This is a genomic window from Paenibacillus sp. FSL R5-0519, assembly GCF_037974275.1.
Lineage (GTDB): Bacteria > Bacillota > Bacilli > Paenibacillales > Paenibacillaceae > Paenibacillus.
In genome coordinates this window covers 4469876-4488456 of sequence record NZ_CP150234.1, presented here as the reverse complement: position 1 = coordinate 4488456, position 18581 = coordinate 4469876, and the positions used below count along the sequence as shown (strand labels likewise).

The following is an 18581-nucleotide window of genomic DNA, read 5'->3' as shown; positions in this document are numbered from 1 at the left end:
GCCTCGAGTTGCTTTTCATCACAGAAGAATAATCTGGACTATTCATGCCATCCTACAGAATGAGACTTTTTCAGAGAACGAAAGACAAGGAAGGTTACAGCTAAAGTCCGTGTCTTCTGTAATCCAAACATGTTCACATTTTGAGAGGAGAATGTTAGATGTCAACCACACCACAAAACGAAAAAACAATGCCAGCACAGCATCAGGATCAACGACCTGGAATCGAGTCGGAGATGCATCCTAGACCCGAATTTGAAAAGCCTGAATACAGGGCAGCAGGTAAACTGACGGGAAAGGTAGCGCTCATTACAGGGGGTGACAGTGGGATCGGACGGGCTGTAGCTGTTACATACGCCAAGGAAGGCGCAGATGTCGCCATTGTATATCTGAACGAGCACGAAGATGCCAAGGAAACGAAGCGCCAAGTGGAACAAGAAGGACGCAAGTGTATCTTGATAGCTGGAGATATTGGTGATGATGCCTTTGCGAAGAAGTCGGTTCAGCAGACGGTGGATGAACTGGGTAAACTGGACATTGTCGTGAATAACGCTGCGGAACAGCACCCACAGCAGAATCTGGAGGATATTACACCAGAGCAACTGGAGCGAACATTCCGTACCAATATCTTCGGTATGTTCTATGTGACGCAGGCAGCTTTGCCACATCTGAAGAAAGGCAGTACGATTATTAACACCACATCCATCACAGCTTATCGCGGCAGCCCGACCTTGCTTGATTATTCATCTACCAAAGGAGCAATCACTTCGTTCACTCGTTCTCTGTCGATGAATGTGATTGAGAAGGGAATTCGTGTCAATGCCGTTGCACCAGGGCCGATCTGGACACCGCTCATTCCATCCACCTTTGACGAGAAAAAAGTAAGTGAGTTTGGCGCAACCCAGCCGATGAAACGTCCAGGGCAACCGGATGAACTGGCTCCCGCATATGTGTATCTGGCTTCGGATGATTCATCGTATGTGAGTGGACAGGTAATGCATGTAAATGGCGGTGAAGTGGTAAACGGGTAATGCTTTAAGATGATTCGATTCGGAATCAGTATAGGATTGATTATATACAGAGACGTATCGCATTCAGCATGGCTGAGCGGTGCGTCTTTTTTATATCAGGGAATTGTGCAAGTCTAAGATGCGGTTTAGCAGCTGTTTACAAAAGTCTGCATCTGCGTTGATACATATATGATATGGTACGAATAGCTTTGCTGACTGGAATCTCTCTAATCTGTGATATGATAGATCGAGCAATTATACTTGGAGGGATAAGTCATATGAAAATGAGCAAACAGAATGCAGCGCATTATATATGGGGTGCACAGTGCGATGGCTGGCACCTTGTTCAAAACGATAAATTGAGCATCATTCATGAGCGAATGCCTGCAGGAACGGCTGAAACACGACATGTTCATTCAGTAAGCCGTCAGTTTTTTTTCATCCTCAGCGGTGAAGCATATATGGAACTTAATGGTGAGATATTCGTGCTGGAAACCCATGAAGGAATAGAGATTGCACCCGGAATGCCGCATCAAATGATGAATCGTAGCAACGAAGAAGTGGAGTTTCTCGTTATTTCCAATCCCGGCACCCGTGGTGACCGAATTGAACTGGATTCAATATAGAGCCAATTATTAGATGTTAATCTGATCATAAAGGAAGAGATAGATGAGACCGTTCCGAATTCGCCTTGCCATCATTATGATGGTGCTGATTGGTATATCCGTCATTGTAGCTGGATATACAATGGGCAGAGTGTTTAAAACTACGCACATAACCGCATTGGAGCAAACCATGGTGCGGGAGATTAATTTGCTCAAAGCCACGTTTCCCTTCCATGATGCAAGTGATCCAACCTCGGAAGCCACACGAAAGTACTATTCAGATCGGGCGCTGGAACTGGATCGTCTCACGGATTCCCGGGTGACCTTCATCAATAAAGACGGCACGGTCATTGGAGATTCCGAGAGTAATCCGGCAGCGATGGATAATCACTTGAACCGGGAAGAAATCCTGGGTGCGGTAGGGGATGGATACGGGCAGTCCATTCGGTACAGTGAAACACTGGGACAGGACATGCTGTATGTAGCACTACCCGTCAATTCGGATCAAAGTGACATGATTGAAATGCCCAGCGGCAAATTTGATGGCTACATCCGCCTTTCAATGAGTCTGCATGCGGTTGATCAGGGTCTTCAGCGTGGTTGGATGATTATGTTTGCTGCACTTGGACTGCTGTTCTTAATTGTCGCATTTGTCAGTTATCGGGTTGCACGCGGACTAACCTCCCCGATTGAGCATATTACAAAAGTGGCTCATCGAATCACCAAGCTGGAATACGATGCGAGAGTTGATGTAACGCGTAGAGATGAGATCGGACAGCTAGGGCTTGCGATCAACGGAATGGCAGACAGCTTGCAGTCCCAGCTGAAGACGATTCGTGACAATGAAGCTTTGCTACAGAGCGTCCTCGCGAACATGACCGGAGGCATTGTCATGATCGATGCGGGGCAATCCATTGCATTGGTTAATCGGGAAGCAGAGCGTATGCTCGGTATTCAGGCAGGAAAAGTTACGGGTAAGCCTTATACTGAATTGAAAAGACACTACGAATTAACACGTACCATTGAAGAGAGTGTTGCACTGAAAGATCGGATGCACGAAGAAGTGAGTGTGTTCAACCCGGAGGAAAAACTGATCCGTATTGATGGAGTACCGATGTCAGAAGATGATGGCGGGTATCGGGGTATGTTGTTCCTGTTGCAGGACGTGACGGCGATTCGCCGCTTGGAGTCGATGCGCAGTGAGTTTGTCGCGAATGTCTCACATGAGCTTAAGACACCTGTTGCTGCGGTCAAGGGCTTTGCCGAAACGTTGCTCAGTGGCGGGGTACAGGATAAGGAGACGGAGCGTTCATTCCTGAAAATCATCTATGATGAAGGAGATCGACTTAACCGATTGATTGGGGATATTCTGGAGTTATCCAAAATTGAATCCAAACGCGCGCCTTTGCAATGCTCACCTGTTCATGTACACTCTTTCTTCGAAATGGTGCTGGGCACCCTGTCCAAGGTGGCGGAGAAAAAGCAGATTCGTCTGGAAATGCATGTTCCGGAGGAACTGTACATTGAAGCAGATGAGGACAAGATGAAGCAGATCTTCATCAATCTGTTATCCAACGGAATCAACTATACCCCGGATGGCGGACGAGTGAAGTTACAGGTGACAATGGATAACGACGATGAAGTGGTCTTTGCGGTGTCGGATACTGGCATTGGCATACCGAAAAAAGATCTGCCGCGGATCTTCGAACGATTCTATCGCGTTGATAAAGGCAGATCCCGTAATTCAGGGGGCACGGGCCTTGGACTTTCCATCGTGAAACATCTGGTGGAATTGCATCATGGCAAATTGTCTGTTGAGAGTGAGCTGGGCATGGGGACAACGTTCCGTGTGATCCTTCCATTCATTCAGGATGAAGAGATCTAGACATGAAGTAGGAAAATGTAAAAAGGTTGTTTTGTTTTACACCGCGTTAACAATTTAGTGCTATGATAGAAAAAGTGTTGTGGCAACAGACAACCTATGAAGAGAGAAGGGGTATCATGGCACAGCGTTTGCTAGTTATTGAGGATGAACCTACATTATCGAGATTACTCACGTATAACCTGACACAGGAAGGTTATGACGTTACGGCAGAGGATCACGGATCTGCAGGATATGATCGGGCCTTGTCTCAGGAATTTGATCTCATTTTGCTTGATCTGATGCTTCCGGGCATGAATGGTCTGGACATTCTGAATAAGTTAAGAATACAGGGGGTAACTACACCTGTTATCATTCTGACCGCAAAGAACGGTGAAGCCGAGGTAGTACAGGGATTGAAATCGGGTGCCGATGATTATATTACCAAACCATTTGGTGTATCTGAGTTATTAGCCCGAGTGGATGCCGTATTAAGACGTTATTCCAATGGTGAAGACTTACCACAGCCTGATGACAAGGATGGTTCACGAATTATTCTGGGAGAGCTTGAGATTTATCCTCTGAAATATGAAGTGACACTGGGTGGACAATCCATCAGTCTGCGTCCGAAAGAATTCGAAGTTCTTTTATATTTGGCCAAAAAGCCGGGTGTGGTTCTGACAAGGGATGATCTGATGAACGCGGTGTGGGGCTTCGATTATATCGGAGGTCAACGAACAGTGGACGTACACGTCAGCTCATTACGCAAAAAGCTGGAGCTGGACCCAGAATCGGTTCACATTGATTCCATTCGTGGTGTAGGATATAAATTGGTTGTGAAAAGAAAAACTCCCCATCATTCAAGTTAGCAATGATCGGGGAGTTTTATTTTACATTCGTTTAACATAAAGGAGGATGTTCCTTTACGTAGAGGGAGTAGCATGGACTTATCTGGGTGATACTTTATACCTACATAATCTATCTTAAGACGGAGCTAGTACGTAAAGGAGATTGCGCATTTATGCCCATGTTGCTCGAAGTGAAACCTGACCAGCCTCATGTTGTTTTACATAACGAAGAATTAACGACACCCGAACAACAGCATCATGAAGTAACGGTGGTTGCTGAAGAACCTGTAATCCGTCTGCAAGACTATTACCGCCAGGTTCCTGTCGCCGGAGTCCACACGACCTGTGGAGAAGCAGCGACGATGATGAATCAGGGTCAGGAGCACCCTTGCATTGTATTATGTGATGAGCAGATGAAACCTACTGGATTGTTAATGCGAGAGACGTTATATCGGATGTTAAACGGCCGTTTTGCCGCAGATCTATTCTATCGTAAGCCGGTCACACAAGTCGTGAACACATCGCCGGTTATTGCAGATATTCATATGGAAGCGACCACAATTATCGATATCGCACTTGGACGGGATGAACAACATTTCTACGATTGTCTACTCGTTACGGATCAGGATCGACTGCTGGGTGTGCTGACGATGCGTGATGTGATGTCGATCTCCCGCAGATTGCAACAAGCGTCTTCGGAAGAACGTGTTCGTACGGTATCCGAGAGCAGGCAGGAGATATCGAGAATTAATGAAGCAGTTACCAAGCTGGTTCATGCAGCGAATCAGACCGTTCATGAGGCCCGGGAGATCATGGCATTGTCCAAGCAGGGAGAAGAGAGTTTGAAGCATGTCGATGCTTCCTATAACCGGGTACATCAGCACATGGAGAGTCAAGGACAACATGCGGACCACATGTTGAATTCGATCAAAACAGGCTCAGGCATGGCACATTCCATTCGATCCTTGGCAGATCAGAGTGGGCTCCTTGCCCTGAATGCTTCCATCGAAGCAGCACATGCCGGTGAATATGGACGAGGTTTTCAGATTGTTGCAGGCGAGATTCGAGCGTTGGCGAAACAGACCCGTGAGGTTGCGGGGAACATGTCTTCATTGCTAGAGAATATTGGTGGATTGACCCTTCAGACTGTTGAACTGGTTAAGGCAAGCGGAGCGGAGATTGACGACAGTTCGGTGCATGTCACCGCAGGGGGAGCAACGTTCCGACAACTGAACAGTGCGGTGAGAGATTTGTCTCGTATAGCAGAGGAGATTGCCATGGAAGGCGGAAAAGCTGGAGAAGTCGCAGAGCACATTCGTACAAAGCTGGATGAGATGGTTTTGAATAGTGAGTAAAATATAAGGCAATCCATAAGGCTAAGGCAGGCATCAGGAATCAGATTGATCTATTACGCAGATCATGAAGGTTAAGGATGTCTTTTTACATTCCGTTAACATGAAAGTGATACGGTTTTTACAATGAGAGGGTAGGATATTAAAGATGGCCGAGCAGCGATGAACAATTATCAGCATCGGTCTCAACGTAAAGGGAGTTTTCGTGTCCCTGCAGCGAAGGAGAAGTGAACATCCATGAAGGACCTCATTCACATTGATAAACTTAATTTATATTATGATACGCATCACGCGCTTAAAAATATATCGATGGATCTGCCGGAAAAAACGGTTACTGCGTTCATCGGGCCGTCAGGTTGTGGTAAATCGACATTGCTTCGCACATTGAACCGGATGAATGACATGATTCCGGGTGTTCGTGTGGAAGGACAGGTTATGCTGAATGGCTCCGATATCTACAGTAATGAGATTGAAGTGGAGACACTGCGCAAACGGGTCGGCATGGTGTTTCAACAACCGAATCCGTTCCCCAAATCCATTTACGATAACGTCGCTTATGGACCACGCTTGCATGGGGTAACCCAGAAGGCTGAACTGGATCGGTTGGTGGAACAGAGTCTTGTCCATGCTGCCCTGTGGGATGAAGTGAAGGATGTATTGAAAAAGTCTGCACTGAGTCTGTCTGGCGGACAACAGCAGCGTCTCTGTATTGCACGGGCGCTGGCTGTCCAACCTGACGTTTTGCTGATGGATGAAGCAACATCGGCACTCGACCCGATCTCCACGTTGAAAATTGAGGAGCTGGTGAAGGAATTGCATCACAAGTACACCATCGTTATGGTTACCCACAATATGCACCAGGCGGCACGGGTATCTGGACGCACGGTATTTTTCCTGAATGGTGAAGTGGTGGAGGCAGCTGATACGGAGACGTTATTCTCCACACCGCAAGATTCCCGAACCGAGGATTATATCTCTGGAAGGTTCGGTTAAGCGAGCTGAGTTGGAATGATCCCGGCATAACCGGAGACGATGGATAAGGAGGACATGAAATCTATGATTCGCAGAAAAGAATTCGATCAGGAGCTTGAAGAGCTGCGTACCTTGCTGAGGCAAATGGGTGAACATGTAGGAGCAGCACTGGATGGGGCTATTGAGAGTTTACAAACGATGAACGCGGAGAAAGCTCAGGTCATCATCAAGAATGATGCGAATCTGAATGCCCTTGAAGACAAAATTATGGAGCTTGGCTCCAAACTGATCATTACACAACAGCCGGTGGCGAAGGACCTCAGACGTATTATCGTGGCTTTCAAAATCTCCAGTGATCTGGAGCGTATGGGAGATCTTGCTCTCGACGTGGCGAAGGTGACACTCCGGATGGATGGACAGAAGCTGATTAAACCTCTGGTGGATATCCCGCAGATGGCAGAAATCGTGAAATCCATGATTGATGAATCCATCGAATCTTTCCTGAAAGAAAACACGGATCTGGCCTACAAAATGGCTCAGACGGACGATCAGGTCGATCAACTGTACAGCCACATGATCAGTGATCTCTACACGTTAATGACAGAGCATCCGAATCAGGCTTCTCAGGCTATGCTGCTGATGATGGTCGGACGTTACATTGAACGTATTGGAGATCATGCGACCAACATTGGTGAGAGCACGGTATACCTGGTGACAGGTAAACGCCCGGATCTGAATCAATAGAAGAGTATTGCTTTGGAATTGGGGAATCAGTGCTGATTAAGTAATGCAATCATATGAATGGAAAAGGACTTTCTCTCAGGTAGGCTGTGTACAGTTGCCTGTGGAGAAGGTTCTTTTTTACGATTAAAATGAAGTGAAAAGAGGCTATTCTTTTTGATGTGACAGGTGGGTATGGTATCATGAGAATAGATGTAATTTGAAGAGGTTGACCATATAATACGCGAGGTGCTGGAATGGACAAGTTTATTCTCATAGATGGAAATAGCATTATTTACAGGGCGTTTTTTGCAATGCCGCCTCTGACCAACTCGAAAGGTCTGCATACCAATGCCGTATATGGCTTCACCACGATGCTGCTGAGACTGCTTGAAGAGCATAAACCTACACATGTGATGGTCGCATTTGATGCAGGCAAAGTTACGTTCCGACACGAAGGATATCAGGAATACAAGGGTGGTCGGGAGAAAACACCACCAGAGTTGTCAGAGCAATTCCCATTGCTCAAAGAACTGCTGAAAGGACTTGGCATTGCCCAGTTTGAGCTGGCAGGATTTGAAGCGGATGACATCATTGGGACGTTAACCAAACGCGCAGATGAAGCGGGCAGACAGGTGCTTGTTGTATCGGGTGACAAAGATATGCTGCAGCTTGCCTCTGAACATGTACATATCGGACTGACACGTAAAGGGGTAACCGATATTGAACTGTATGATCCTGCTCAGATTAAGGAGCGTTATGGTCTGACGCCGCTGCAAATCATTGATCTCAAAGGTCTGATGGGCGATGCGTCTGATAATATTCCGGGTATTCCCGGAGTCGGAGAGAAAACAGCACTGAAGCTTTTGCACCAGTTCGGATCGGTGGAGGATGTGCTGAATGGTACAAGTGAACTGAAAGGCAAGATGAAGGAAAAGATCGAGGCCCATGCCGAAGATGCCCGGATGAGCAAGCAACTCGCGACAATTCACCGGGAAGTTCCGCTTGAGCAGACGTGGGAGGATATGCAATTCGGCGGTTTAAAAGAAGAACAGGCTGGCCCTGCACTGGCCAAGCTGGAATTCAAATCCTTGCTCGAACGTCTGTCGTTCAGCGGCAGCCTGGCTTCTGAACAGGAAGCGGTCCCTGCTGCCGAGGTAGAGTCCTCCATTGCAACAGAGGACAACATAGGCGAGCTGTTTAGTTCCCTGGGTTCCATTGATGTCCTCCACGTGGAGACACATGGGGATAACCCGCACCAAGCAAAATTGATTGGACTTGCTGTAGGTTCCGCTGGAACCTATACGTTCATATCTCCCGAATTGCTTCATTCCGATGCTGCTGCTTCAGTGCGGGAATGGCTTGGTAATTCAGAACAACCGAAGCGCGGGTATGATCTTCATCGTGTAGACCTGGCTCTACATGCGCATGGAATTGAATTTGCTGGCGCATCATTCGATGTACAGCTGGCTGCCTATTTGCTTGATCCAACGGAATCCAACCAGACAATTAGTGGACTCACAACCAAGTATGGTCTGCCATCACTCGTGGAGGATGACACGGTTATGGGCAAAGGGGCCAAGTATAAGGTGCCGGAAGCAGAGATCCTGGGCGATTTCCTTTGCCGGAAAGCTGCTGCTGTGGCAGCGATTATTCCTCTCCAGGAACAGGCGCTGGAGGGCGATGAGATGAACTCACTTTTCCATGAGCTGGAGATGCCGTTGTCGCGTATTCTGGCAGATATGGAGAAGCAGGGTATTAAGGCTAATACAGCCGATTTGCAGGCACTGGGAAGCGAGTTCGAAGAGCATATCAGCAGACTTATGGCTGAGATTTACAAGTTGTCAGGGACAGAATTCAATCTGAATTCGCCGAAGCAACTGGGGGAGATTTTGTTCGACAGACTGGGCTTGCCGGTCGTGAAGAAAACAAAAACAGGCTACTCCACAGATGCTGAAGTATTGGAGAAATTAGCGCCTTATAATGATGTGGTTAAGCATATCCTGCAATATCGTCAGCTTGCCAAGCTGCAATCTACTTATGTGGAAGGACTGCTCAAAGAGATCTCCGATCGAGATGGCAAGGTGCATACGTATTATCGTCAGACCATTGCTGCAACGGGACGACTTAGCAGTCAATTCCCGAACTTGCAGAACATTCCGATCCGGATGGAAGAAGGTCGCAAAATCCGGAAGGTATTTGTTCCTTCCGAGCCTGGATGGTCCATTTTGGCAGCAGACTATTCCCAGATTGAACTGCGTGTTCTGGCACATATTTCGGACGATGAGCGCTTGAAGGAAGCATTTGTTAATGATATGGATATTCATACGAAGACTGCTTCGGATGTATTTGGCGTGAAACCTGAGGATGTGGATGGGGATATGCGTCGTTCCGCCAAGGCAGTTAACTTTGGTATCGTATATGGAATAAGTGATTATGGCTTATCACAGAACCTGCACATTACTCGTAAAGAGGCAGCGCAGTTTATTGATCAGTATTTTGAAGTATTCCAGGGTGTGCGCCGATATATGGATGACATTGTGAAAGAAGCTCGCCAGGATGGTTACGTTAAAACGTTGCTTGAGCGACGTCGTTACCTGCCAGAGATTAATGCCAGCAACTTCAATCTGCGCTCCTTCGCAGAACGTACGGCGATGAATACACCTATTCAGGGAACTGCGGCAGATATCATCAAGCTGGCCATGGTACAGATGGATGAAGCGCTACGGGAACGCAAGTTGAAGAGCCGTATGTTGCTTCAGGTGCACGATGAACTTGTGTTCGAAGTGCCTGCCGATGAATTGGAACTGATGAAAGAACTCGTGCCTTCGGTCATGGAAAAAGCATTGGAACTGTCAGTTCCGCTGAAAGCTGAAGTCAGCTTTGGGGATAACTGGTACGAAGCGAAATAATCAAGTAGCGCGCGGTTTTTCCGGTATTTTACAATCGGGCCTTCCATGTTAGAGATATAAGAAAAGGGTCCCGCTGAGCGCCATCTTCCGTTATAATATAGGGGAGGTGAGAACATCATGCCGGAATTACCGGAAGTCGAAACAGTCAGAAGAACATTGAATCAACTTATTGTGGGCAAAACGATTGATCATGTGACCGTTAGCTTGCCGCGGATTATTCAGCGGCCGGACGACATAGATGCATTTGCAATGGAACTCGCGGGACATACCGTAATTGGTGTGGAGAGACGCGGCAAGTTTTTGCGTATTTTGCTGGACGGGCTGGTGCTCGTCTCCCATCTGCGGATGGAAGGAAGGTACGGCGTGTACGAGCAGCATGAAGATGTGGAGAAGCATACACATGTAATCTTCCATTTTAATGATGGTACGGAATTGCGTTATAAGGATGTACGCCAGTTCGGTACGATGCATCTGTTTAATACAGGTGAGGAACTGATATCGAAACCTTTGCTGAAGCTGGGATTGGAGCCGCTTGATCCCGCCTTTACGGTAACCGCATTCCGTGAGGCGGTGGGCAAGCGAACAACCAAAATTAAAGCTGTGTTGTTAAATCAGGCATATGTGGTGGGTATCGGGAATATTTATGTGGACGAGGCTCTATTTCGCGCCGGCATCCATCCTGAGACCATCGCCAAAACTCTGACCGAGGCGCAGTTAACGGTGCTTCATGAAGCGATTGTGGCTACGTTGCAAGATGCAGTGAATGCAGGGGGTTCATCCATCAAATCCTATGTGAACGGACAGGGTGAGATGGGCATGTTCCAGCATCAACTGAAAATCTATGGACGCAAATCGGAGCCTTGTGCAACATGTGGTACGTTAATTGAAAAAACGGTGGTTGGTGGCCGTGGTACGCATTTTTGTCCGAACTGTCAGCCGCTGAACTTGAACTGAATGAACGAAATGATGAAATCATAGCACCCTTGGATTCCTCCCTCCATATACTGATATGGCAGAAATAAGCGGGCGTATACCCATACTGGCATCTTCAGTTGGCACGAGTACCGCACAGAGGAGGAGTCCGGGGTGCTGCATCATTTTATTTCATTGCTGGCGCTTGCTTTGGCGCTTAGTTTAGATGGTTTTGGAGTCGGGATTACATATGGGTTACGGAGGACGAAGATTCCCCTGTTATCTATCGCTGTTATTTCGATCTGTTCGGGATTGGTTATTGCCTTGTCGATGCAAGTTGGTGTGCTGTTGTCCCATGTCGTGTCACCGGATATCGCTTCCATTGTGGGCGCCGTTATATTGATAGGTATTGGTGCATGGTCACTGTTGCAACTTATTCGAAAGCAAGGAAAAGAACAGCTGGAAACAGGTAACGGAACGGATGAGGGAACAGAAGAAACAAAGGTTAATGCGATGGGAAATGTACAAGTGACGCTGCCGGATTCCAAGGGCAGGAATCAGGTACTTGCACTGGATCTGGAGCAATCGGCTTCGGGTGGTTCTCTCGAAAGAATGGTATTTACACTGGAGCTCCGCAAGCTGGGGGTCGTCATTCAGATCCTTCGCAGCCCTTCCAAGGCGGATATGGATAACTCGGGAAGTATATCTGCTCAGGAAGCGATGTGGCTGGGGATTGCCCTGTCTCTGGATGCGTTTGGAGCAGGCCTGGGAGCGGCACTTTTGGGATTCCCCACGCTCTGGACGGCACTCATTATTGCCCTGTTTAGTGGGGCGTTTCTGTCACTCGGCATGAAGGTTGGACTACGATTCTCAGCCCTGCGCTGGATGCGAAGACTATCTGTATTGCCAGCACTATTGTTAATGATTATGGGAATAATGAAGCTGTTATGAGGTGAAACGATGAATATAGGCTTAACCGGCGGGATCGCGACAGGCAAAAGCAGTGTTTCCGCCTATCTCGCCAGTAAGGGAGCGTTGCTCATCGATGCAGACGTTATTGCCCGGGAAGTTATGATGCCCGGGCATCCCGTGTTGGCCGCCGCTGTTAAGCGGTTTGGACAAGCCATACTGAACGAAGATGGAACACTGGATCGGAAAAAGCTTGGAAGTATTGTTTTCCAACAACCAGAGGAACGAAAGGCATTGGAGGCTATCACACATCCGGCGATCCGTAAAGAGATGCGTGAACGGGCTGCTGCATATGCGTTGCAACATCCGGATAAACTTGTGGTATCTGATATTCCATTGCTCTACGAGTCGGGTCTGGAAGACGGTTTTGAGGAAGTCATGGTTGTCTATGTACCGAGAGCGGTTCAACGAGATCGCTTGATGAGTCGGGATGGAATGACTGCAGCGCAGGCTGAGGCACGGATGGATGTACAGATGGATATTGAACGCAAAAAGCAGTTGGCTGACATTGTCATCAATAACAGCGGTTTATGGACTGAGACGGAGCAGCAAATTGACTCATATCTACAGCGTAAGGGTTTGTTATGAGAATATTGCGCAAGAAACGAGTACTGCTGTTGATGTTTGTGTCCTTTGTATTGGTGTTATTTCTGAATACAAACTGGATGGCATGGTTCTATCCGATTCATTATAAGGAAGAGATTCGTGCCCAATCTCAGAGCTATGAGGTTGATCCGTTTCTGATTGCTTCCATTATCAAAGTGGAGACCAATTTCAAGACAAGCAAGGAATCCAAACGAGGTGCCATTGGACTCATGCAGCTGATGCCGGACACGGCCAACTGGATATTGGAACAAGCCAAAATTCCCGACACTTCACTGGAGGAATTGAAGCACGAGCCTGAACGAAATATTCAGTTAGGCACATGGTATCTGCGCAATCTGTCCGATCAATTTGGTGGCAATGAAGCGGTGATGATCGCTGCTTATAATGCGGGTCCAGGCAAAGTGAATAGTTGGCTCAGAGATGGTGTATGGGATGGTTCATTCGATACGGTGAAGGATATTCCGTTTGGTGAGACGCGTCACTATGTACAAAGGGTCATTTACTATTATAATCAGTATGTAAAGATCTATAATACGTTCTAAGTATATAAGTAGAAGCACAGAGCAGGCCGGTTGTTCACCGGCCGCTCCATGCTCCTCTGTGTAGCGTATTACGATGCAGATATTATTGGTATTGACCTGCCAATTGCTGTTCTGCAATTGTTACCAGACGCTTCGTGATGTATCCACCGATCGAACCGTTCTCGTAAGAAGTCATGTTACCTTGGTATCCGTCTTGTGGGATGCTGATTCCGAGTTCTTGAGCAACTTCATATTTCATTTGCTCGAGTGCTGCGGAAGCTTTAGTTACCACCAGGTTGTTGGAGTTACCGTTGCTTTGTGCCATTGCTGTTCACCTCCTCGTGAGTTGGTAAAAGTATTATGTCTCGGCAATGCATTTTTCATTACAAAATCAAGACAGGGAATATGTGGTAAAAAGTAAAACGTGGGAAGTGATCTGATTTGAAGTGTCCTTATTGCGGTTATATGGGTACCAAAGTGCTTGATTCGCGTCCGGCCAACGAAGCGAAATCCATTCGCCGTCGCCGGGAGTGTGAGCAGTGTGCCCGAAGATTCACAACGTTTGAGATGATTGAAGAAACTCCATTGATTGTCATTAAGAAAGATGGCAGCCGGGAAGAGTTTAGCCGGGACAAGATTCTTCGCGGGCTTATTCGTGCCTGTGAGAAACGTCCAGTCTCCGTTGAGACGCTGGAGATGATGGTATCTGAAGTGGAGAAATCGCTGCGTAATACAGCTGATGCTGAAGTGGAGAGTCGCCAGATTGGTGAGCTATTGATGGAACAGTTGTTTCCAGTCGATGAAGTGGCATATGTCCGTTTTGCCTCGGTATATCGCCAGTTCAAAGATATCAATATGTTCATGAAAGAACTGAAATCCCTGTTGTCCAAAGACGATCTGGAGGATTAGTGAAGTGGGAAAGGGAGAAGAGCAGTCTGGAGTTCCAGTCCATGTGTGCCCGTGAAATCGGTTGTTCTTCTCCAATCACTTTGGATCTTGAAAAAGTGATTGACAGCGAAAGCTGGATTTTATATGATATAGGAGTCGCCTGTGGAACGTTAGCAGTGTTGGACAAGTTATCTATTTCATATCCTGGGGCCTTAGCTCAGCTGGGAGAGCGCATCGCTGGCAGCGATGAGGTCAGGGGTTCGATCCCCCTAGGCTCCATAGTTAAGAACGCCATCACATTATTGTGATGGCGTTTTTTATGTGGTGAAATACATCAGAACATGTAATGAAGTAGAAGGAATTGGGGACGAGCCAGGGGACGTATATTCTAGATACCAAAAATCGAGGGTTTATAAAGTCCTGACCGGAGAGTTGTCAAAAAAATACAGTTTGAAAACAAGAGACCCCTCCAGCTGGATATTGTCCAACCGGGAGGGGTCTCCTTAATTCTGTATGCGCTTTCACTTAGCCAGATATTCAACGAACCTTACAAAGATCGTGGCTACTTCGGCGCGGGTGGCGGTGGCTTTGGGAGCAAAAAAGTTGCCCGGTTTGCCTAATACAATGCCGTTGCCTTGCAGCGCCTGAACGGCCTCCAACGCCCAGGAGCTGATCTCACTCTGGTCCGTGAAGGGTTTAGAGTAGCTTTCAGGTATCTCATAGCTCTTGTACTGCATGTAATTATAAAGTATCACCAGCAGCTGCTCGCGCGTTAACGGCGAATTGGGGTCAAACAGGTCTACGTTTGTACCGTTGACTATGCTTTTTTCGGCCGCCCACTCGGCTGCCGCGGTGTACCATTGTCCGTCCGTCACGTCATTAAAGCGGGAACTCGTGTAGCTGGAGAGGTTTACGTTCTCAAGATTGGCCAGTACCTGCACGAACATTGCACGCGTCATTGCGCTGCCCGGTGAGAACATTGTGGACGTCGTGCCGTTGAAAAGATCGTATGTGTAGGCGAAATTTATATCGTTGTAGAACCAGTCTTCCATGTTGGCATCCCTGAACGGGTTGCCCGATATCACGAGGAAGCCCAGTGGGGTGGCATCATCTAACACCAGCTCCGTACCCTCACGGATGTTCAGCGACAAGCCGTTGTCTAAGCTGACTTTTGCGCCGCTCAGTCCTACTACAACCGCGCCGCTACTCCGTATCTTCGATCCGTCAAGGATTTGCACTTGATTGCCGTTTGGCAGGTTCACATGCGCATCTTTGCCGACTACTGTGATCGTACCGTCGCTCGCGATCGTCGAGCCGCCCGAAATGGTCACTGTGCTGTTGCTACTAGGGAGGTTCACTTCGGCGATCTTGTCCGCCGGAATGGTTACCTTACCTTTTGAGTCTATCGTTGTGCCTTCAGGTACCTTAATCTCTATCCCGCCCTTGGTCGTAATCGTGCCGCCGGCGGGTAGGGTGGTGTTGCCGTCTTTGTCTGTGATTGCGGGCTTATCCTTCGGTGTATTCACTGTGTAGATCAACTTCGACATTCCAGCGTCAGTCCCGGTGTTCGTATTGTTGGTGTTGTGTGTATTACTACTGTTGCTTGTATTACTGGTGTTGCCCGTATTGCCTGTAGTGCCACCAGAACCAGGTACGGTAGGAGTCGTCGTCTTCGTCGGCATCGCCGTTACACTGATCTCCGCGCCGTCTCCCTTCGCGTTCACCGCAACGATCTTGAAGTTGTAATTTTGGCCGTTTGTTAGGTTATTGAAGGTATATTTGGTCTCCGTCGCATCCAATGTGACTGGCGTTACGTTGTTATACCATACCTTGTAGCCCAAAATCGCACTGCCACCATTGTCAGCAGGAGCAGTCCAGCTCAATGTGACCTGTCCGTCACCCGCTGTCGCTTTGAAGCTGCTAGGCGCACCGGGCACGACCTGTTTTCTTTGCGCGAACATCCAATCAAAGACATCTGTGTAGTCGTTGTTCCAAGCCGGCAAGTTAGAGGACTGCGCTGTGGGAGCTATTGTCCAAGTTCCCATAGTGATCTCGTTGTAAAGAACAGCCGCTTCAACTTCATGCGCTATATAATCAGCCAGAACAGGTGTGTTGGTAGGATTCGGCCTCAGATTCGGCTGATCAAATTGATTGTAGGGCCACGTAAGTACCTCATTACTCTCAAAGCGGGAAGCTCTCGCGTTAATCATTTTTGGCATATTGTTATTGATGTAGTTATTGAGGTTAGACTGGTAGCTTCCAACATTATGAGCATTTAAAAACATCCAATAGGCCAGGGTGTTGTGAGCATCATTGGCGTTAGCATTCGGTGAACCGCTTACCGGGGCCATAGGTGCGGCAGCAGCGAAGAAGCCGGGATAGCTGTTAACTAAGTTGTTGGTATACTGGCCGCCCCAGGAGAAGCCTGCTGCGTAAACCCGGTTAGGGTCTACTTCGCCGCTGGCAATCAGGGCGTCTATGACCTTCTTAACATTCTCTGTGGAGGGAACAGATACGCCATTATAGGAAATATTCAGTATATGGCTGGCGTACTTATCGGGATTTTGCTCCATCTTTTTCATTAGAGCGACCGAGCCGTTGGCCGATTTCATGGCCGCTTTTTGGTCTGTCGCAGCGTTTGTGCCGCCGCGTGACATGCCGTGGGTATAAACATACAGCGGCAATCCTTTCATCACGTTACCGTCTTCACCCTTGTGAAGGTAAAGCGAACGATTGACCGAATTGTCCGTGAATGTTGTAAATTTATCAAGGATTGGATTCACAACTTTTTCCTGTTCAAAAACCACATTGTGAAGCGGATTCCCTTCTGTCAGTACGATCTCACCCTTTTGGGTAATGTTGTAAACCTGCTTTGTCGAGTTGCTGCTACCATCCAGCGTTGTACTGCCGCCGCTCTCTGAATAAAACTCAGACTCAACAACGATGTAACGACCGCTCGTCAGTCCGTCTTGATAATCTGGTGAATGGCTAATCGGCCCGACATAGCCGCGTACCTTTGGCTCGTCATTAGCGTATACCCTTGTGATTTTGCGTGGTCCTTCAAAGGTCACTGCTTCGCCGTTCAGGGTCGTGTTCCTAGCCGATAAGGCAAACAAGTCCGGATTAAGCGCGGAGCCTAACGCCGACTTCCCCTCGCCTAAATCAATGATAACAGCCGTTGTGTACTCGCCACTTGCGAAGTTGTCATTCCATACGATAAAGGGAAGTATCCCCGCGTCCGGATCGTTTTTGAAAGTCACATGAATGGCATGATCAGCCTCAATATTCGTAAAGGTATAAGTGCCAGCAGATAGAGTCACGGTCTGGCCGTCTACTGTTACGGTATCCACAATTTTGCCGTAATCGGGGGCAAACATAATTTCTTTGTTAGAGCCCCCACCTACTCTCAGAACATCCCCGGGTGGGTTCGACAGGATTGAGCCGCCTGGTCCCGCAGTGGCGATAATTGATAATCTGGTGTCTAATTCATTGGCTGGGATGAGCTGCAGGCTGTCTGTAAATGAATCAGAGCTGGTGTAAGCTGCATCTGGAACTCCAAAAGAGGAAACGACTTCATAGCGGTCAGCTCCCTTTTCCGTCGAGTTATTGATGTAAACCTCAAAGGTAAGTTTTCCCTCCTCAAAGGTCAAATTTCTTTTTGGTATTCTCATTTCCACAATATATCCGGTTTCCGTGATCTGGGTCCATGCAGCCCTGCCTGGAGCGGCCTGCCCTGAAAACACACCCGTCGAGCTGACCCGCCATTGGTTAGAGCCGCTGGTTCCGGTACCCACATAAAACTCCAGGCTGTCATACCGGTGATCTGCGCCAGCTCCCTGATATAGATTACTGTCATTCACAACTACGCGGGCATACAGGTAGTCATGATCCCAAAGGATTCTGGCTGTACCCATGGCATGGGGTCTGGGATCGGTGGGTACCGTGCTTTTGTTGATGTGATGCTCCATGGTTTGGCCCCAAAGTGGGTCGTTTGCCCCGAGTTCGGGAGTTCCAAAAATGGCGGTGGGTGTTTCATTCGCTTCTGCGTTCTCGATGTTGTCAGTGGCGGCAGCATAGCTGGTAGGCATTAGCGACGCTACCATGACCAAGCAGCAGAGGAAGGCGAGCATTCTGCTAAATCGTTTTGGCATAAATGAAAATCCTCCTTATTTTTTTGATCCGGTTCGCCCACGACTTACCGGCATCTTATTCGGGCACGTTGTCAATATGACAAGCGTCCAACTATATATATTAAGTCTATCAGGAGTTAAATCCTTTAATTTACACATAAACCATACGTATACATCCAGAACGGCAGAGATGCCGTTTTATTGTTTTGATAATCTTGTACCCATCTGTACATGTAGATTACTTCATATGAATGGTGTCGCAGTTTGCATTCATTTCA

Annotated in this window: 15 protein-coding genes and 1 tRNA gene; 14 read left to right on the top strand and 2 right to left on the bottom strand. The window is 47.8% G+C overall.

What is annotated here, in order from left to right:
* Positions 1–158: 158 nt before the first annotated feature.
* The 12 genes from MKY73_RS20095 to MKY73_RS20040 all read left to right on the top strand — a co-directional run bounded on the left by MKY73_RS20095 (position 159) and on the right by MKY73_RS20040 (position 13306).
* A complete protein-coding gene (locus MKY73_RS20095; RefSeq protein WP_339303178.1) occupies positions 159–1028 on the top strand; it encodes an SDR family oxidoreductase in 870 nt (289 codons plus the stop codon).
* Between the two features lie 257 nt (positions 1029–1285).
* Entirely contained in the window at positions 1286–1633 is a 348-nt protein-coding gene (locus MKY73_RS20090) for a cupin domain-containing protein (protein WP_339303177.1), read from the top strand.
* 43 nt (positions 1634–1676) lie between these two features.
* A complete protein-coding gene (locus MKY73_RS20085; protein ID WP_339303176.1) occupies positions 1677–3497 on the top strand; it encodes an ATP-binding protein in 1821 nt (606 codons plus the stop codon).
* Between the two features lie 116 nt (positions 3498–3613).
* Positions 3614–4342, top strand: coding sequence for a response regulator transcription factor (locus MKY73_RS20080; RefSeq protein ID WP_339303175.1), 729 nt, complete (start codon positions 3614–3616; stop codon positions 4340–4342).
* Positions 4343–4494: 152 nt separating this feature from the next.
* Positions 4495–5676: a methyl-accepting chemotaxis protein gene (locus tag MKY73_RS20075; RefSeq protein WP_339303174.1), complete on the top strand. Its 1182-nt coding sequence runs from the start codon at positions 4495–4497 to the stop codon at positions 5674–5676.
* 234 nt (positions 5677–5910) lie between these two features.
* Positions 5911–6666 (top strand): phosphate ABC transporter ATP-binding protein PstB, encoded by a 756-nt coding sequence (pstB, locus tag MKY73_RS20070; protein ID WP_339260134.1) that lies wholly within the window; start codon positions 5911–5913, stop codon positions 6664–6666.
* Positions 6667–6729: 63 nt separating this feature from the next.
* Positions 6730–7389, top strand: a complete 660-nt coding sequence (gene phoU, locus MKY73_RS20065; protein ID WP_339303173.1) for a phosphate signaling complex protein PhoU — start codon at positions 6730–6732, stop codon at positions 7387–7389.
* A gap of 233 nt (positions 7390–7622) precedes the next feature.
* Positions 7623–10277: a DNA polymerase I gene (polA, locus tag MKY73_RS20060; protein ID WP_339303172.1), complete on the top strand. Its 2655-nt coding sequence runs from the start codon at positions 7623–7625 to the stop codon at positions 10275–10277.
* 117 nt (positions 10278–10394) lie between these two features.
* Complete coding sequence (gene mutM, locus MKY73_RS20055; RefSeq protein WP_339303171.1) at positions 10395–11231, top strand: DNA-formamidopyrimidine glycosylase; 837 nt, start codon at positions 10395–10397, stop codon at positions 11229–11231.
* Between the two features lie 90 nt (positions 11232–11321).
* Positions 11322–12140, top strand: coding sequence for an MntP/YtaF family protein (locus MKY73_RS20050; protein WP_339308673.1), 819 nt, complete (start codon positions 11322–11324; stop codon positions 12138–12140).
* Positions 12141–12149: 9 nt separating this feature from the next.
* Positions 12150–12746 (top strand): dephospho-CoA kinase, encoded by a 597-nt coding sequence (gene coaE, locus MKY73_RS20045; protein WP_339303170.1) that lies wholly within the window; start codon positions 12150–12152, stop codon positions 12744–12746.
* Positions 12743–13306: a lytic transglycosylase domain-containing protein gene (locus MKY73_RS20040; RefSeq protein ID WP_315936545.1), complete on the top strand. Its 564-nt coding sequence runs from the start codon at positions 12743–12745 to the stop codon at positions 13304–13306. Before coaE ends, MKY73_RS20040 begins: the two co-directional genes overlap by 4 nt.
* An 82-nt stretch (positions 13307–13388) precedes the next feature.
* Here MKY73_RS20040 and MKY73_RS20035 read toward each other — a convergent pair whose 3' ends face one another.
* The gene (locus tag MKY73_RS20035) at positions 13389–13610 is read right to left on the bottom strand and encodes an alpha/beta-type small acid-soluble spore protein (RefSeq protein ID WP_017689472.1); all 222 of its coding nucleotides are present in this window, start codon (positions 13608–13610) and stop codon (positions 13389–13391) included.
* Between the two features lie 116 nt (positions 13611–13726).
* Between MKY73_RS20035 and nrdR the strand changes: the two genes are divergently transcribed.
* Positions 13727–14194 carry a transcriptional regulator NrdR gene (gene nrdR, locus MKY73_RS20030; protein ID WP_036609807.1) on the top strand — a complete coding sequence of 156 codons (468 nt, stop codon included), beginning with the start codon at positions 13727–13729 and terminating at the stop codon, positions 14192–14194.
* Between the two features lie 185 nt (positions 14195–14379).
* Positions 14380–14452: transfer RNA gene (locus tag MKY73_RS20025), tRNA-Ala, on the top strand.
* Between the two features lie 242 nt (positions 14453–14694).
* Here the strand turns inward: MKY73_RS20025 and MKY73_RS20020 are convergent.
* A complete protein-coding gene (locus tag MKY73_RS20020; protein ID WP_339303169.1) occupies positions 14695–18324 on the bottom strand; it encodes an S-layer homology domain-containing protein in 3630 nt (1209 codons plus the stop codon).
* Positions 18325–18581: the final 257 nt, after the last annotated feature.

Excerpts from the sequence above, each read along its gene's own strand:
- polA (WP_339303172.1), top strand. The coding sequence starts at position 7,623 with ATGGACAAGTTTATTCTCATAGATGGAAATAGCATTATTTACAGGGCG.
- pstB (WP_339260134.1), top strand. The coding sequence starts at position 5,911 with ATGAAGGACCTCATTCACATTGATAAACTTAATTTATATTATGATACG.
- MKY73_RS20040 (WP_315936545.1), top strand. The coding sequence starts at position 12,743 with ATGAGAATATTGCGCAAGAAACGAGTACTGCTGTTGATGTTTGTGTCC.
- phoU (WP_339303173.1), top strand. The coding sequence starts at position 6,730 with ATGATTCGCAGAAAAGAATTCGATCAGGAGCTTGAAGAGCTGCGTACC.
- MKY73_RS20090 (WP_339303177.1), top strand. The coding sequence starts at position 1,286 with ATGAAAATGAGCAAACAGAATGCAGCGCATTATATATGGGGTGCACAG.
- coaE (WP_339303170.1), top strand. The coding sequence starts at position 12,150 with ATGAATATAGGCTTAACCGGCGGGATCGCGACAGGCAAAAGCAGTGTT.
- MKY73_RS20035 (WP_017689472.1), bottom strand. The coding sequence starts at position 13,610 with ATGGCACAAAGCAACGGTAACTCCAACAACCTGGTGGTAACTAAAGCT.
- MKY73_RS20085 (WP_339303176.1), top strand. The coding sequence starts at position 1,677 with ATGAGACCGTTCCGAATTCGCCTTGCCATCATTATGATGGTGCTGATT.
- MKY73_RS20020 (WP_339303169.1), bottom strand. The coding sequence starts at position 18,324 with ATGCCAAAACGATTTAGCAGAATGCTCGCCTTCCTCTGCTGCTTGGTC.
- MKY73_RS20075 (WP_339303174.1), top strand. The coding sequence starts at position 4,495 with ATGCCCATGTTGCTCGAAGTGAAACCTGACCAGCCTCATGTTGTTTTA.
- MKY73_RS20095 (WP_339303178.1), top strand. The coding sequence starts at position 159 with ATGTCAACCACACCACAAAACGAAAAAACAATGCCAGCACAGCATCAG.
- MKY73_RS20080 (WP_339303175.1), top strand. The coding sequence starts at position 3,614 with ATGGCACAGCGTTTGCTAGTTATTGAGGATGAACCTACATTATCGAGA.
- mutM (WP_339303171.1), top strand. The coding sequence starts at position 10,395 with ATGCCGGAATTACCGGAAGTCGAAACAGTCAGAAGAACATTGAATCAA.